The following is a 14498-nucleotide window of genomic DNA, read 5'->3' as shown; positions in this document are numbered from 1 at the left end:
GGCGCCCCCTCTGTCCTGCCGGACTGTCCGGCAGGACAGAGGGGGGGTGCCTCGCGCCAACGTCTCGCAACCTTTTTGCACTGCGGTACGCAAAAAGGGGCGCCGGAGCGCCCCCTTCGAGATACATGCTCACCCATTCACCAGCGCCAGCAGCTCTTCCGTATAGCGCTTGCCTACGACTTTGTCCGGCGACAGCGCATCGCCAATGGCCCGCACATCGGCCGCGCTCAGCACGATCTCGGCCGCCGCCGTATTCTGCTCCAGATGGCGGATTTTTCGCGCGCCGGGGATCGGCACGATGAAATCGCCCTGGTGCAGCACCCAGGCGAGCGCCAGCTGCGCCGGCGCCACGCCCTTTTCCGCCGCCATCTTTTCCAGGGTGGCGATTACCTTGGCGTTGGCTGCCATCGCATCGGCCTGGAAACGCGGCAAACCGAGACGCCAGTCACCGGCGCTAAGGGTGTCCGGCTTGGCAATCGTGCCGGTCAAAAGGCCTCGGCCGAGCGGGCTGTAGGGGACAAAGCCAATGCCGAGTTCGCGGCAGACGGCGAACACGTCTTCCTCGGGATCGCGGCTCCACAGCGAATATTCGCTCTGCACGGCCGCGATTGGATGCACGGCATGCGCCCGGCGGATGGTCGCCGCGCTCGCCTCCGAAAGGCCCAGCGCCCGCACCTTGCCATCGCGCACCAGTTCGGCCATGGCGCCGACCGTATCCTCGATCGGCACATTGGGATCGACACGGTGCTGGTAGTAGAGATCGATGACTTCGGTGCCCAGCCGCTTCAGCGACGCCTCGGCGACCGCCTTGACGTGTTCCGGACGGCTGTCGACGCCGGCCATGCGCTCGGTGCCGCTGCCTTCGTCCAGGATCCTGAAGCCGAATTTTGTCGCGATCGTCACCCGGTCGCGCACCGGCTTCAGTGCTTTGCCGAGCAGTATCTCGTTCTCGTAGGGGCCATAAACTTCGGCCGTGTCGAAGAAATTGACGCCGATCTCGACGGCGCGGCGCAGCGTGGCGATCGATTCCTTCTCTTCCTGGCCGCCGTAGCCGAAGCTCATCCCCATGCAGCCGAGGCCGACGGGATAAACATCAAGTTCAGTACCAAGCTTGCGGGTTTGCATCACGCGTCTCCTTGTTGTGATGCCAATGAAATAGCGCCTTGCTTCCTGTTCGATAATCGGCTCTCATTTGCACGGGCTGCTCCAAGAAATAGATCAATGAACCGAACCTACCTTTCCCAGCTCGCGGTGCTGGCAACTGTCGCCCAATGCGGCAGCTTTCGCGGCGCGGCCAGGGAATTGGCCATCGCGCCGTCGGCAGTCAGCCACGCGATCTCCAGCCTGGAAGCGCGGCTCGGCGTTCGCCTGCTGGCGCGCAGCACGCGCAGCGTCGCCCCGACGGAAGAGGGCGCGCAATTGCTGGAGCGTCTGCGCCCGGCGCTGTCGGAGATCGATCTTGCGCTGGAATCGGCGGTCGAGGCGCGCGACCGGCCGGCCGGCAATCTCAGGCTCACCGTGCCGCGCACCGCAGCCCATCTGGCGCTGACGCCAAGGCTCGGCGCCTTTGCCGCGGCCTATCCGGACATCGTGCTGGAGATCGTCATCGAGGACCGCTTCACCGACGTCGTCGAAGGCGGCTTCGATGCCGGCGTGCGGCTCGGCGAGAGCCTGCAGCGCGACATGATCGCGGTGCGCATCGGCCCCGACATTCGTGGCGCCGTCGTCGGTGCGCCATCCTATTTCGCGACCATGCCCAAGCCATCGCATCCGCACGATCTCGCCGACCACCGCTGCCTCCGCTTCCGCTTCTCCAGCGGCATCCTCTACCGTTGGGAATTCGAGAAGGACGGCGAGGAAATCGAACTGGCGGTGAAAGGGCCGCTGATCCTCGATGAGGACCATCTGATCGCCAATGCGGCCATCGACGGCGCCGGCGTTGCTTTCCTGTTCGAGGATTATGTCCGCGAGGCGACTGCCGATGGCAGGCTCATTCGCGTGCTGGAGGACTGGTGCCAACCCTTCGGCGGTTTCTTCGTCTATTACCCAAGCCGCCGCCAGATGCGGCCGGCACTCAGGGCCTTTGTCGATTTCTTCAAAGTGAGCGGGTAGCCATCCTGCCCGCAAGGAGGGGTGGAAGAAGGCGGCCTCGGCATTCGTTCACGTCCCATGTCCATGTCCATCACCAACACCCCGACCCGCTATGGCTGGGCAGCGATCATCCTCCACTGGCTGATCGGAGCACTCTTCATCGGCCAGTTCGGGCTTGGCTTCGTGATGGTGCGGCTGACCAGCCAGCGCACCGCTTTCGAGCTGATCCAGCTGCACAAATCCCTGGGCTTTCTGTTGCTCGGGCTGGTGATCCTGCGCATCGCCTGGCGCATCGGCAATGCGGCGCCTGCCCTGCCGCGTTCGGTAGGCCCTTTCGAGCGCCGGACCGCGCCGCTGGCGCATTTTGCGCTCTATGGGTTTCAGCTCGCCTTGCCGCTGTCCGGTTGGGCGCTGGTGTCTGTGTCGATGCTGGAAATCCCCAGCATGCCGTTCAACCTGTTCGTGATGCCCAACCTGCCGCTTGCAGAGTCAGACGCGGCCGAGAACTTCTGGGCGGCAGCGCATTGGTATCTCGCCTATGCCGGCATCGCGCTTGTCATTCTGCATGCGCTGGCTGCGCTGCGCCATCATTTCTGGCTGAAGGATACTGTGCTGGAGCGCATAATCATGCCTTCGTCAGATCGAGGCGCGGAATAGAGCAGGCGGTCCATTCGTTCATGGAGCGAGGACGCTGACAATGCGTGTCTCCAGAAGGATAAAACCCATGTACGCGCGCATCTTCGGATTTGCGGCTCTTGCCGCTTGCCTTGCCGTGCCTGTTTCCGCGGCGGTCGCGCTCAGCGACGCCGCCGGCAGCTACACGATCAGCCCGGCGAACTCCAGCATCCGCTTCTCCGTCGGCAAGGCCGGCGGTGGCGGGCTCGACGGCGCCTTCGCCCGCTTCAAGGGCTCAATCCGCATCGACAGCAGCGACGTCGGGCGCTCCAGGGTCGATCTCACCATCTTTCCCGAAAGCGTCGGCACCGGCCAGAGCCGGATCGACGCCTTCCTTCGCTCCGACGCCGTCTTCGATGCGGCCAACAGTCCGGAAATCCAGTTCCGCTCGACCAGCGTCAAACGCACCGGCGACACGTCAGCCCTCGTCACCGGGCGGCTAACGGCGCGCGGCAAGACCTTTCCGGAAAAGTTCACGGCCGAACTTGGCGGCCTCAAGGCCGGCACGATAAAGTTCCGCGTCACCGGCAAGGTGCTCAGGTCGCGTTACGGCATGGATGTCGGCACGCCGATCTATTCCAACATCGTGAACTTCGACATGACGCTGACCGGCAAAAGAGGCTGAGCACATCTTCCTGCGGTGCCGGACGTTCGCTGGTGTTGGCGCCGACATCCGAGGGAGGTCGCTCCTGTTCGCCACCACGCTCCCGCATTGGCTTTTCTCCTGAATTAGGGCAAACCTCCAGTCCTGCAATCGAGATGGAGGAAGCCTGATGTTCCGATGGGGTGTTTTGTCGACGGCCAAGATCGGCCGCGAGCATCTTTTGCCCGCGATGGTCGAGGCGGAGAACGGCGTTTTGTCGGCGATCGCCAGCCGCGATGTGTCGAAAGCGCGTGCGCTGGCCGAGCGCTTCGGCGCGCGTCATGCCTTCGGTTCCTATGAGGAACTGCTCGCCTCCAAGGAGGTCGATGGCGTCTATATCCCGTTGCCGACCTCGCAGCATGTCGAATGGACGGCCAAGGCGATCGAGGCAGGAAAACATGTCCTGGTCGAAAAGCCCCTGGCGCTCGATGCCAAGGACATTCCGGCGCTGATCAAGCTGCGCGACGCCAGGAAGGTGCTGGTCTGCGAGGCCTTCATGGTCGTCTACCATCCGCAGTGGATCAAGGTGCGCGACCTCATCGCCGGCGGCGCCATCGGCCGGCTGCGCCATGTCCAGGGCGCGTTCTCCTACTACAATGTCGATCCCACCAACATGCGCAACCAGCTCGACCTTGGCGGCGGCGCGCTGCCCGATATCGGTGTCTATCCGACGGTGTCGACGCGCTTTTCGACCGGCAAGGAGCCGTTGCGGGTGCAGGCGACCATCGAGCGCGACAAGAAATTCGGCACCGACATCTATTCCTCGATCCGCGCCGATTTCGGCGCCTTCGAACTGTCGTTCTATCTGTCGACGCAGATGGCGGCGCGGCAGGTGATGGTGTTCCACGGCGAGAAGGGCTTCATCGAAGTGTTCTCGCCATTCAATGCCGGCCTCTATGACCATCACCGCATCGAATTGCACAACCAGAACCACAGCGAGGCGCAGGTGTTCCGCTTCCCCGGCACGCAGCAGTACCGGCTGGAGGTCGAGGCCTTCGCGCGGGCGGCACAGGGCGGCAAGGACCGCGTCTTCACGCTGGAAGAATCCGTGCTCAACCAGAAGGTCATCGACGCCATCTTCCGTGCCGGCGAGAAGGACGGCTGGGAGAAGGTTTAGGCTGAGCATGATCCCGAACCGAAGGTCCGCGTCAGCGAAAAGTGGGAACCGGTTTTCGGAAAGGATCATGGTCCAACAAAATGCCTGACGATGCGGACGTGATCGTGGTCGGCGCAGGGCTCGCCGGGCTGGTCGCCGCGACCGAATTGGCCGAAGCCGGCAAGAAGACCATCATCCTCGACCAGGAGCCGGAGCAGTCGCTTGGCGGCCAGGCGTTCTGGTCGCTGGGTGGCATTTTCCTCGTCGATTCGCCCGAACAGCGGCGCATGCGCATCCGCGACTCGCATGACCTCGCGCTCGAGGACTGGCTGGGCACCGCCGCCTTCGATCGCACGGAAGATTCCTGGCCGCGCCGATGGGCCGAGGCCTATGTCGGCTTTGCCGCCGGCGAGAAGCGCTCATGGCTGACCGAGCGCGGCATAAAATTCTTTCCCGTGGTCGGCTGGGCCGAGCGCGGTGGCGGCAATGCCGTCGGCCACGGCAATTCCGTGCCGCGTTTCCACATCACCTGGGGCACCGGCCCCGGCGTGCTCGAGCCTTTCATCCGGCGCGTGCGCAAGGCCGAAAGCCAAGGGCTAATCCGCTTCAAATTCCGTCACCGCGTCAACGAGTTGGTCCGGACAGGCGCCGTCGTCACCGGCGTGCGCGGCGACATACTCGCTTCAAGCGACGTCGAGCGCGGCCGCAAGAGTTCGCGCGACATTTCAGGTGATTTCGAGCTGAAGGCGCAAGCGGTCATCGTCGCCTCCGGCGGCATCGGCGCCAATCACGAGCTTGTCCGCAAGAACTGGCCGCGGCGGCTGGGTTCGCCGCCGCGCCGCATGATCACCGGCGTTCCCGACCACGTCGACGGCCGCATGCTGGCGATCGCCGAGCAGGCCGGCGGCAGCATCATCAACCGCGACCGCATGTGGCACTATGTCGAGGGCATCAAGAACTGGGCGCCGCTCTGGACCGGCCATGGCATCCGCATCCTGCCCGGCCCGTCGTCACTGTGGCTCGACGCGCGCGGCAAACGCCTGCCGGTGCCGCTCTATCCCGGCTTCGACACGCTCGGCACGCTCAGCCACATCATGGCGACCGGCTTCGACTATTCCTGGTTCATCCTGACAAAAAAGATCATCCAGAAGGAGTTCGCACTGTCGGGTTCCGAACAGAACCCCGACCTGACCGGCAAAAGCTGGCGCCAGGTGCTCGGCCGCGCAACGTCAGGCATTCCGGGTCCGGTGAAGGCGTTCATGGAGAAAGGCGAGGACTTCATCGTCGAGCCTGATTTGCCGGCGCTGGTTACCCGCATGAACGCGCTGGCCGGCGGCGAGCCGCTGCTCGAGCTGACCCAGGTCGAACGCGAGATCCGCGCCCGTGACCGGCAGCTCGACAATCCCTTCTCCAAGGACATGCAGATCACCGCGTTGCGCGGCGCGCGGGCCTATCTCGGCGACAAGCTGATCCGCACGGCAAAGCCGCACAAGATGCTCGATCCGGACAATGGCCCGCTGGTCGCGGTCCGGCTCAACATCCTGACCCGCAAGACGCTGGGTGGGTTGCAGACCGATCTCGACAGCCGCGTGCTGGACACCGACGGCCAGCCGGTAGAAGGGCTCTATGCCGTGGGCGAGGTCGCCGGTTTCGGCGGCGGCGGCATGCATGGCTATGCCGCGTTGGAAGGTACGTTTCTCGGCGGCTGTATTTTCTCAGGGCGCGCCGCCGGCCGGGCGGCGGCGCGCGCGGTGGGATAAGATCTCACCAGATCCATTCGCCTCGTCCCAGAGCCGACACTGCCTCGACGATCCGGGTAAAGCTCGAACGCGCCCGGCCGACCGTGTGCCTGGCCCTGAGATAGCCGTGCACCAGCCCCGGCTCCTCGAACCAATAGGCGTGCCCGCCCGCCGCCACGATGCGGTCGCGATAGGCTTCGCCGTCGGAGGACAGCGGGTCGCATTCGGCGGTGATCAGCACGGTTGGTGGCAGATAGGCAAAATCGGCGTCGGCCAGCGGTGACAGCGTGATCTCGCCGGTTCGGTCCACCCCGCCAGTGCGGATGTGCCTGTAAAATTCGATATCGCGGGTCGTCAGCATGGGCGCCTCGGCATGCGTCACATAGGACCCCTTTGAACGGTCGCCGAAAAGCCCTGCATAGATCAGCACCTGGCCGATCGGTTTTCGCGCATGGCCGCGCGTCGCATGGCTGACGGCTGCGGCGAGATTGCCGCCGGCGCTGTCGCCGCAAAGCAGGATCGGCCGCTTGTAGGTGGTTGCCGCCCATTCGAAGGCGCTGACGGCGTCGTCGAAGCCGGCCGGATGAAGGTGTTCGGGCGCCAGCCGGTAGTCGACCGAAACCACCTCAAAGCCAGTGCGGGCGCAAAGCTCGGCGCAGACATCGTCATGGCTGTCCAGCCCACCGAGAATGAAACCGCCGCCATGGAAATACAGCACCATCGCCGCCGCTTCCGTCGCCGGCGTCCGGTAGATGCGGATCGGGATGGTGTGCGAAGGCGTGGCAATGGCGGTCGTTTCGGCTGTGACGCCCTCCGGGTAGCCGGCAAAGAATTCGCGGCACATGCGGTCGTAGATCTCGCGCTGCCGCGCGATCGTGTAGTCGATCGTATCCGGCGGGTAATAGGAATTGGTCTTCTCGATGAAGGCCCAGGTCTCTGCGTCGATGAGGGTTTTGTAGTCGGTCATGGATACTGGCCTGTTATTCACTTCCCCTTCCACACCGGGTCGCGCTTTTCGGCAAAGGCGCGAAAACCTTCCATGCCGTCCTCGGATCCATACAGCGCATCGACGGTCGGCAACTGTCGGCGCGTCACCTTGTTCATCGCATCCTGGAAGGTCAGCGCCTCGGCCACCCGCGCCGTTTCCTTGATCGCGGCGAAGACCAGCGGCGGGCCGCCGGCCAGCAGCCGGGCAATCTCCCAGACGCGCTCCTCGAGCTTTTCCTTGGGCAGCACTTCGTTGACAAGGCCCCAGCGATGCGCTTCCGCCACATCCATCCAGCGGCCGGTAAGCAACAGGTCCATGGCAACGTGATAGGGGATGCGCTTCGGCAATTTGATCGTCGCCGCATCGGCCAAGGTGCCGGCGCGGATTTCGGGCAGCGCGAAGGAGGAATGGTCCGACGCGTAGATCAAGTCGCAGGACAGCGCCAGTTCGAAGCCGCCGCCGACGGCCATGCCGTTGACGCAGGCGATGACCGGCTTGTTGAGGTCACGCAACTCCTGCAGCCCGGCGAAGCCGCCGACGCCATAGTCGCCATCGACCGCGTCACCGCCGGCCGCGGCCTTCAGGTCCCAGCCGGCGCAGAAGAACTTGTCGCCGGCGGTCTTGACGATGGCGACGCGCAGCTCGGGGTCGTCACGGAACGCCTTGAATGTCTCGCCCATCAGCCGCGACGTCTTGAGGTCGATGGCGTTGGCCTTCGGCCGGTCGAGCGTGACTTCGAGGATCGTGCCTTCGCGGCGGGTCGAAATGACATCAGACATGCTTTTTCTCTCCCAGCACCAGCAGCGCGTCGGCGATCCAGGCGCCCTTGCCTTGCGCGCAGACGATCAGCGGATTGATGTCGAGTTCCTCGATCTCGCCGGCATTCTTCTGCACGAAGGCGGCAATGCCTGCTATGGCGTCGATGGCCGCCGCGACATCGGCCTTGGGCCGGCCGCGATAGCCTTCGAGCAGCGGGAACAGTTTCAGGCCACGCAGCGCCGCCTCGATGTCGTCGCGCGTCGCCGGCAGCATCAGCGTGACGCTGTCGCGCAGCAATTCGACCAGCACGCCGCCGGTGCCGAGCGTCATCACCGCGCCGAACATCGGGTCGCGGGTGAAGCCGACGATCAGCTCGGCGACGCCGTCGCGCACCATGCGCTCGACATAGAGGCCGGAGCCGAGCGGTAACAGATCGTGGGCGGCGGCGCTGACGGATTCAGCATCCTTGAGGTTGAGCCGCACCGCGCCGAGTTCGGATTTGTGGGTGACGCCCAACGCCTTCAGCGCCACCGGGAAGCCGAGCGCCATCGAGGAGATCACCGCTTCGACCGCATTGCCGGCGCGTTCGCCCTTGGGCACCGAAAGCCCGGCCTCGATCAGCCGCGCCTTCGCCTCCGCCTCGTCGGGCGTTACATGATCGCCGGCCGGCGCGCCGGAGGCTGACGTGTCGATCGGTTGCGCCTGCGGTTCGCGCCACGCCCAGCCGATGAAAGCAGCCGCCTGGGCGGCGTCCAGAGCCTCGGAAATACCGAACAACGGCACCATGCCGCGCGCCATCAGTTCGGCGGTGTATTCCTCCGGCAGGTTCTCCGGCAGCGAAGAGACGATCGCGCCGTGCGCCTTGTTGGTCTTCAGCGCCGACTCGAAGGCGCGCAGCGTCGCCCACCAGTCGGTGACCGAGCAGCGGTCGGGGCGTGGGAAGTCGAGCACCAGCATGTTGAGGTCGAAGCCGCCCGACACCATGGCGGTGAAGGTGGCGGTCATCGCCGGCTCGTTGTTCCAGATGAAGGTGTGGTAGTCCAACGGGTTGGCGACCGCGACCAGCGGCCCGAGCGTCGATTTGACATGGGCGCGGTGCTTGTCGGTGAGCACGGGGAAATTCACCCAGCGGCCCTCGGCACTGTCGGCCATGACCGAAGCCTCGCCGCCCGAACAACTCATCGACGACAGGAGGTAGCCGGGCAGCGGTCCGGTGACGTGCAGCAATTTCAGCGCCTCGATGAAGGCGGGGATGGAATCGACGCGGGCGATGCCGAGCCGCTTCAGGAAGGCGCCTGACGCGGCGTCGGAGCCGGCGAGCGATGCGGTGTGCGACACCGTCGCTTGTCGCGCCTGTTCGGAGCGGCCCACCTTCATGGCGATAACAGGTTTTTTCAGTTCGCGCGCCCGCGCCGCCAGTCTTTCGAAGCCGGCTACTGAATCGAAGGCCTCGATATGCAGGCCAAGCGACGTGACACGCTCGTCCTCGATCAGCCCAAGCGCCATTTCGGAAAGCCCGGTCTGCGCCTGGTTGCCGGCGGTCATCAGGAAGGCTATCGGCAGGCCGCGTTTCTGCATCGTCATGTTGATGGCGATGTTGGACGACTGGGTGATGATGGCGACGCCCTTGCCGCCTTCGGCCAGCCTGATGCCGCCATGCTGGTCGGGCCACAGCAGCGCGCCGTCGGCATAGTTGATCAGGCCGTAGCAGTTCGGCCCGATGATCGGCATCTGGCCGGCGGCGGCGACCAGTTCGGCCTGCAGCCGCTCGCCGTCCTCGTCATAGGCTTCCGTCTCAAGGAAGCCGGCAGCAAAACAGACGGCGCCACCGGCGCCGCGTTCGGCCAGCGCCTTGATCACCTCGATGGTGAGATGCCGGTTGACCCCGACGAAGGCTGCATCCGGCGCGCCGGGCAGCTCGGCCACGGAACGATAGGCTTTGCGGCCGGCAACCTCGTCCTTGGTCGGATGCACCGGCCAGATCTCGCCGGCAAAGCCCATCTTGATCGACTGGGCAACCACAGCGGCCGCCTGCGCGCCGCCGAACACGGCGATCGATCTGGGGCGCAGAAGACGCTCAAGCTTGTGCATGAGCACCCCCCTCTGCCCCGCCGGGCATCTCCCCCTCAAGGGGGGAGATTGGCAGCTTTGCTGTCGGCTCGAGACCCGGAACGGTGGCAATTGGCGAAATCAGAGATGATGGCTGATCTCCCCCCTTGAGGGGGAGATGCCAAGTTTTGGCAAAGAGGGCAGGACAGAGGGGGGCGCGAAGGAATGCGAACATTGCGCTGTTCAGCCCCCAACCGCCCGCAGGAGTGCCCGCGAAATGATGTGGCGCTGGATTTCCGACGTGCCTTCCCAGATGCGCTCGACGCGGGCGTCGCGCCAGATGCGCTCCAGCGGCAGATCGTCCATCAGCCCCATGCCGCCATGGATCTGGATCGCCTCGTCGGCAACGAAGGCAAGCATTTCGGTGGCCTTCAGCTTGGCCATGGCCATGTCCTGATCGGTGACGGTGCCCTGATCGTACTTCCAGCCGGCTTCGAACACCATCAGGTCGGCGGCCTTCAATTCGGTCGCCATGTCGGCGAGCTTGAACGAAACGCCCTGGAACTTGCCGATCTGTTGGCCGAACTGCTGGCGCTGCGCGGCATATTCGATGGCATGGCCAAGCGCCCGCTCGGCGCGGCCGAGGCAGGTGGCGCCGACCTGCAGGCGGGTCGCGCCGAGCCATGAATTGGCGACGTCGAAACCCCTGTGGACCTCGCCGAGCACTTGGGCTCCCGGCAGCCGGCAATCGTCGAATTCGAGGATGGCGTTGGTGTAGCCGCGATGCGAGACGTTGCGGTAGCCGTCGCGCACGGCAAAGCCCTTGGTGCCCTTGTCGACGAAGAAGGCAGTGATCTTCTTGCGCTTGCCGCGCGAGGTTTCTTCCTCACCCGAGGCCATGAAAACGATGGCGAAATCGGCGAGATCGGCGTGGGAGATAAAGTGCTTGGTGCCGTTCAGCACCCAGTCGTCGCCATCCTGCACAGCGGTCGCCTTCATGCCGCGCAGGTCGGAGCCGGCACCCGGCTCGGTCATCGCCAGGCAGTCCCATTTCTCGCCGCGGATGCAAGGAAACAGATATTTTTCACGCTGCTCAGGCGTGCCGGCCAACAGGATGTTGGACGGACGCGCCACGCAGGTCCAGTGCAGCGCGTAGTTGGCGCGGCCGAGTTCCTTTTCGTAGAGCAGCCAGGTCACCGTATCGAGCCCGGCGCCGCCGACATCGGCCGGCATGTTGGCGGCGTAGAGCCCGGCCTCGATCGCTTTGGCCTTTATCTCCTCGATCAGCTCGCGGCGCAGCACGCCGGTGCGCTCCACCTCGCGCTCATGCGGGTAAAGCTCGTTCTCGACGAAGGCGCGTGTCGTCTCGACGATGAGCTTCTGTTCCTCCGAAAGACCGAAATCCATCGTCTCAGCCTTTCTTCTTGTTCTTCTTCGCCTTTTCGGCCTTTGCCTTCTTCACCGGCTTGGTCGCCTTGGCCTTTGCGGCTGCCTTGGAGGCTACGGGCGTCTTCGCCGCCAGTTTGGCCAACTGCTTCGTATAGTCCTTGTGCAGCGCGCCGGCGCCCCAGCCCTTGCCCTTGTTCTGCTTCGACAGCGCCTCCATGATCGCGACCAGATTGTCGTCGCGGATCTTTTCCAGCTCCCGGATCGACAGGCCATGCGCCTGGTCGTCCGACTGGGTGGCGATCAGGTCGACCAGCTCGTCGTTGAATTCCGGCACATCCATCAGCTTGGTCCACGGCCATTTCAGGCACGGCCCGAACTGTGCCATGAAGTGGCGCATGCCGGCCTCGCCGCCGGCGACGCGATAGACCTGGAACATGCCCATCTGCGCCCAGCGCAGGCCGAAGCCATAGCGCATGATATCGTCGAGCTCCTCGACGGTGCAGATGCCGTCCTTGATCAGCCACAGCGCCTCGCGCCATGCGGCTTCGAGCAGGCGGTCGCCGACGAAGGCCTCGATCTCCTTGCGGATGACGACAGGCTTCATGCCGATCGAGGCATAGATCTCCTTGGCGACCTCGATCGCCTCCGGAAAGGTCTGCTCGCCGCCGACGATCTCGACCAGCGGCAGGAGATAGACCGGGTTGAACGGGTGGCCGACCACCAGCCGTTCCGGATGCTTCTTCATCGCCACCTGCATGTCGGTCGGCTTGATGCCTGAGGTCGACGAGCCGACAATGGCGTTGGCCGGCGCATGCGTGTCGATCTCGGCCAGCACCTTGTGCTTGAGGTCGAGCCTTTCGGGCACGCTTTCCTGGATGAAATCGGCATCGGCCACCGCCTCGGCGATCGTCTTGGCGAAAGTCAGCTTGCCTTCCTTGGGCAGGCCGCCGGGCAGCATCTGCTTATAGGCGCGGCGCGCGCCCTTCATCACTTCGCCGACCTTGCGCGACGCTTGCGGGTCGGGATCGAAGATCGACACGTCGATGCCGTTGAGGAGCAGACGCGCCACCCAGCCGGCGCCGATGACACCGCCGCCGATGGCGGCTGCCTTGTTGATGATGCTCATGCGGAGGCTCCGGTTCTTGTCCTGGCAATTGCTGGATCGACGAGAGGCACGCGCTCGCCGGCGCGGATCATGGCCGGGTCATAAGCTTTGCGCGCGAACACTTCGAGCACGAGGGGCCGGAAGAAATCGATCGGCAGCGTCTCGTAGTCCGGGTCGAAGCTCGACTGGTCCCAACGCTCGCAAAATTGGTCGCAATCGTCGAAATAGGCGTGGCCGGCGAAGCGGTCGCGGGCATGGGGATTGCCGCCGAGATGGTGGGCATAATAGAGGCGCTGGAAATCGCCATGCTTCTCCACCACCCAGGTGCATTGCTCGCGCACGAAGGGTTTCAGGATGGCGGCGGCATATTCGTCGTGATTGTAGGGCGCGTGGATGTCGCCGATATCGTGCAGCAGCGCGCAGGCGATCCAGTCGGTGTCGGCGCCGTCGCGCCACGCGCGGGTGGCCGCCTGCAGCGAATGGCCGAGCCGGGTGATCTTGTAGCCGGACAGGCCCTCGTCGAGTTGGACCAGCGCATCGAGCAGCCGCTCGCCGGTCTTTGCGGCATAGTCGATTTCATGGGCGGTCAGGAATTCGTAGTCGTCCTTGTCGCCATCCTTCATCGCGGTGAATTTGACAGTAGTCATGTCGACCTCCCAGCGAATAATTTATGCCGCTATCGGCGCGCGCTTGGTCAGGTTCAGCTTCTGGCGCACTTCTTCCGGTCCAAGGATCCTGGCGCCGAGATTGGTGACGATGCTGGCGGCACGTTCGACCAACTGCGCATTGGTGGCGAGCACGCCCTTGTCGAGCCAGAGATTGTCTTCCAGCCCGACGCGGACATTGCCACCGGCCAGCACCGCGGCGGCGGCATAGGCCATCTGGTTGCGGCCGATCGAAAAGGCCGACCAGTTCCAGGTCGACGGCACATTGTTGACCATGGCCATGAAGGTGTTGAGATCGTCAGGCGCGCCCCATGGCACGCCCATGCAGAGCTGCACCAGAGCATCCGGCTTCAGCACCTGTTCCTCGACCAACTGCTTGGCGAACCACAGATGCCCGGTGTCGAAGGCTTCGATCTCCGGCTTGACGCCGAGCGCCGTCATCATGCCGCCCATGGCGCGCAGCATGCCAGGCGTGTTGGTCATGACATAGTCGGCCTCTGCGAAATTCATCGTGCCGCAATCCAGCGTACAGATTTCCGGCAGGCATTGGCGCACATGCTCCACGCGATTGGTGGCGCCGCCCATATCGGTGCCCTTTTCGTTCAGGGGCAGCGGCGCTTCGGGCGAGCCGAACACCATGTCGCCGCCCATGCCGGCGGTCAGGTTCAGCACCACGTCGACGTCTGCCGCGCGGATGCGCTCGGTCACCTCACGGTAGAGATTGACGTCGCGCCTGGGCTTGCCGGTCTCGGGATCGCGCACATGGCAGTGGACAATCGCCGCACCCGCCTTTGCCGCATCGATCGCCGAATCGGCGATCTGCTTGGGCGAGCGCGGCACATGCGGGCTGCGGTCCTGCGAGCCGCCGGACCCGGTCACGGCACAGGTTATGAAAACCTCACGGTTCATCGCGAGCGGCATGAAACTTCCTCCCATTCGAGACAGACCATAACAATGCCCGACTTGCCGGAAACTGTTTTGCGTTTTACGAAGTACTCATGATCAAAAGCGAAAAACCTGATATCTTTCGCTCTGAGCGCTTGCCGCTCAAGGTGACGTTTCTGGTGTTCTCAGGTTCGTCGATCATGTGCGTGGCCTCGGCCGTCGATCCGTTGCGTGCGGCCAACCGCATTTCCGGCGAGATCCTCTTCGATTTCAAACTGGTCTCGGTAACCGGCGAGGCGCCGGTCACCACATGCGGACTGCCGGTGGCGGTCAGCGGCCGCTTCGATGCGGCTGAACCAACCGACGTGCTTGTCGTGGTCGCCGGTTTCGGCACCCAGAACTACGCCACGTCGG

The 14498-nt window shown here is 64.4% G+C and carries 14 protein-coding genes; 6 read left to right on the top strand and 8 right to left on the bottom strand.

The annotated features are described in order from the left end of the window. Positions 1–129: 129 nt before the first annotated feature. Entirely contained in the window at positions 130–1125 is a 996-nt protein-coding gene (locus tag MESS2_RS03800; RefSeq protein WP_008872756.1) for an aldo/keto reductase, read from the bottom strand. 96 nt (positions 1126–1221) lie between these two features. Between MESS2_RS03800 and MESS2_RS03795 the strand changes: the two genes are divergently transcribed. From MESS2_RS03795 to MESS2_RS03775, 5 genes are all read left to right on the top strand, one after another. Continuing rightward, the gene (locus MESS2_RS03795) at positions 1222–2112 is read left to right on the top strand and encodes a LysR family transcriptional regulator (protein WP_008872755.1); all 891 of its coding nucleotides are present in this window, start codon (positions 1222–1224) and stop codon (positions 2110–2112) included. A gap of 57 nt (positions 2113–2169) precedes the next feature. Further along, the gene (locus tag MESS2_RS03790; RefSeq protein WP_008872754.1) at positions 2170–2748 is read left to right on the top strand and encodes a cytochrome b; all 579 of its coding nucleotides are present in this window, start codon (positions 2170–2172) and stop codon (positions 2746–2748) included. A 67-nt stretch (positions 2749–2815) separates the two neighbouring features. Then, the gene (locus tag MESS2_RS03785) at positions 2816–3391 is read left to right on the top strand and encodes a YceI family protein (protein WP_008872753.1); all 576 of its coding nucleotides are present in this window, start codon (positions 2816–2818) and stop codon (positions 3389–3391) included. Positions 3392–3539: 148 nt separating this feature from the next. Beyond that, complete coding sequence (locus MESS2_RS03780) at positions 3540–4526, top strand: Gfo/Idh/MocA family protein (protein ID WP_008872752.1); 987 nt, start codon at positions 3540–3542, stop codon at positions 4524–4526. A gap of 80 nt (positions 4527–4606) precedes the next feature. Further along, positions 4607–6265, top strand: coding sequence for an FAD-binding dehydrogenase (locus MESS2_RS03775; protein WP_008872751.1), 1659 nt, complete (start codon positions 4607–4609; stop codon positions 6263–6265). Between the two features lie 4 nt (positions 6266–6269). Here the strand turns inward: MESS2_RS03775 and MESS2_RS03770 are convergent, their stop codons facing one another. The 7 genes from MESS2_RS03770 to bcoG all read right to left on the bottom strand — a co-directional run bounded on the left by MESS2_RS03770 (position 6270) and on the right by bcoG (position 14120). Next, the gene (locus MESS2_RS03770; protein ID WP_008872750.1) at positions 6270–7211 is read right to left on the bottom strand and encodes an alpha/beta hydrolase; all 942 of its coding nucleotides are present in this window, start codon (positions 7209–7211) and stop codon (positions 6270–6272) included. Between the two features lie 17 nt (positions 7212–7228). Continuing rightward, positions 7229–8011, bottom strand: a complete 783-nt coding sequence (locus MESS2_RS03765; RefSeq protein WP_008872749.1) for a carnitinyl-CoA dehydratase — start codon at positions 8009–8011, stop codon at positions 7229–7231. Further along, positions 8004–10082 carry an acetate--CoA ligase family protein gene (locus MESS2_RS03760; RefSeq protein WP_008872748.1) on the bottom strand — a complete coding sequence of 693 codons (2079 nt, stop codon included), beginning with the start codon at positions 10080–10082 and terminating at the stop codon, positions 8004–8006. The genes MESS2_RS03765 and MESS2_RS03760 overlap by 8 nt, the downstream gene beginning before the upstream one ends. A 201-nt stretch (positions 10083–10283) precedes the next feature. Next, positions 10284–11447, bottom strand: a complete 1164-nt coding sequence (locus tag MESS2_RS03755) for an acyl-CoA dehydrogenase family protein (RefSeq protein ID WP_008872747.1) — start codon at positions 11445–11447, stop codon at positions 10284–10286. A 4-nt stretch (positions 11448–11451) separates the two neighbouring features. After that, positions 11452–12555, bottom strand: coding sequence for a carnitine 3-dehydrogenase (locus tag MESS2_RS03750; protein ID WP_008872746.1), 1104 nt, complete (start codon positions 12553–12555; stop codon positions 11452–11454). Beyond that, entirely contained in the window at positions 12552–13181 is a 630-nt protein-coding gene (locus MESS2_RS03745; RefSeq protein ID WP_008872745.1) for an HD domain-containing protein, read from the bottom strand. The genes MESS2_RS03750 and MESS2_RS03745 overlap by 4 nt, the downstream gene beginning before the upstream one ends. A 21-nt stretch (positions 13182–13202) precedes the next feature. Then, positions 13203–14120 (bottom strand): 3-dehydrocarnitine:acetyl-CoA trimethylamine transferase BcoG, encoded by a 918-nt coding sequence (bcoG, locus tag MESS2_RS03740; protein ID WP_008872744.1) that lies wholly within the window; start codon positions 14118–14120, stop codon positions 13203–13205. 77 nt (positions 14121–14197) lie between these two features. On the opposite strand from bcoG, the gene MESS2_RS03735 reads away from it, so the two are divergent. Further along, positions 14198–14498: AraC family transcriptional regulator (locus MESS2_RS03735; protein WP_040592025.1), on the top strand; the 301-nt coding region annotated here is incomplete at its 3' end.

The organism is Mesorhizobium metallidurans STM 2683 (assembly GCF_000350085.1).
GTDB classification, from domain to species: domain Bacteria; phylum Pseudomonadota; class Alphaproteobacteria; order Rhizobiales; family Rhizobiaceae; genus Mesorhizobium; species Mesorhizobium metallidurans.
Note: the sequence above shows the minus strand (reverse complement) of the source record. Positions and strands in the feature narration are given on the sequence as shown.

What these genes read in the sequence shown, in the direction of transcription:
- MESS2_RS03800 (WP_008872756.1), bottom strand. Translation starts at nt 1,125, where the DNA reads ATGCAAACCCGCAAGCTTGGTACTGAACTTGATGTTTATCCCGTCGGC.
- MESS2_RS03795 (WP_008872755.1), top strand. Translation starts at nt 1,222, where the DNA reads ATGAACCGAACCTACCTTTCCCAGCTCGCGGTGCTGGCAACTGTCGCC.
- MESS2_RS03790 (WP_008872754.1), top strand. Translation starts at nt 2,170, where the DNA reads ATGTCCATGTCCATCACCAACACCCCGACCCGCTATGGCTGGGCAGCG.
- MESS2_RS03785 (WP_008872753.1), top strand. Translation starts at nt 2,816, where the DNA reads ATGTACGCGCGCATCTTCGGATTTGCGGCTCTTGCCGCTTGCCTTGCC.
- MESS2_RS03780 (WP_008872752.1), top strand. Translation starts at nt 3,540, where the DNA reads ATGTTCCGATGGGGTGTTTTGTCGACGGCCAAGATCGGCCGCGAGCAT.
- MESS2_RS03775 (WP_008872751.1), top strand. Translation starts at nt 4,607, where the DNA reads ATGCCTGACGATGCGGACGTGATCGTGGTCGGCGCAGGGCTCGCCGGG.
- MESS2_RS03770 (WP_008872750.1), bottom strand. Translation starts at nt 7,211, where the DNA reads ATGACCGACTACAAAACCCTCATCGACGCAGAGACCTGGGCCTTCATC.
- MESS2_RS03765 (WP_008872749.1), bottom strand. Translation starts at nt 8,011, where the DNA reads ATGTCTGATGTCATTTCGACCCGCCGCGAAGGCACGATCCTCGAAGTC.
- MESS2_RS03760 (WP_008872748.1), bottom strand. Translation starts at nt 10,082, where the DNA reads ATGCACAAGCTTGAGCGTCTTCTGCGCCCCAGATCGATCGCCGTGTTC.
- MESS2_RS03755 (WP_008872747.1), bottom strand. Translation starts at nt 11,447, where the DNA reads ATGGATTTCGGTCTTTCGGAGGAACAGAAGCTCATCGTCGAGACGACA.
- MESS2_RS03750 (WP_008872746.1), bottom strand. Translation starts at nt 12,555, where the DNA reads ATGAGCATCATCAACAAGGCAGCCGCCATCGGCGGCGGTGTCATCGGC.
- MESS2_RS03745 (WP_008872745.1), bottom strand. Translation starts at nt 13,181, where the DNA reads ATGACTACTGTCAAATTCACCGCGATGAAGGATGGCGACAAGGACGAC.
- bcoG (WP_008872744.1), bottom strand. Translation starts at nt 14,120, where the DNA reads ATGCCGCTCGCGATGAACCGTGAGGTTTTCATAACCTGTGCCGTGACC.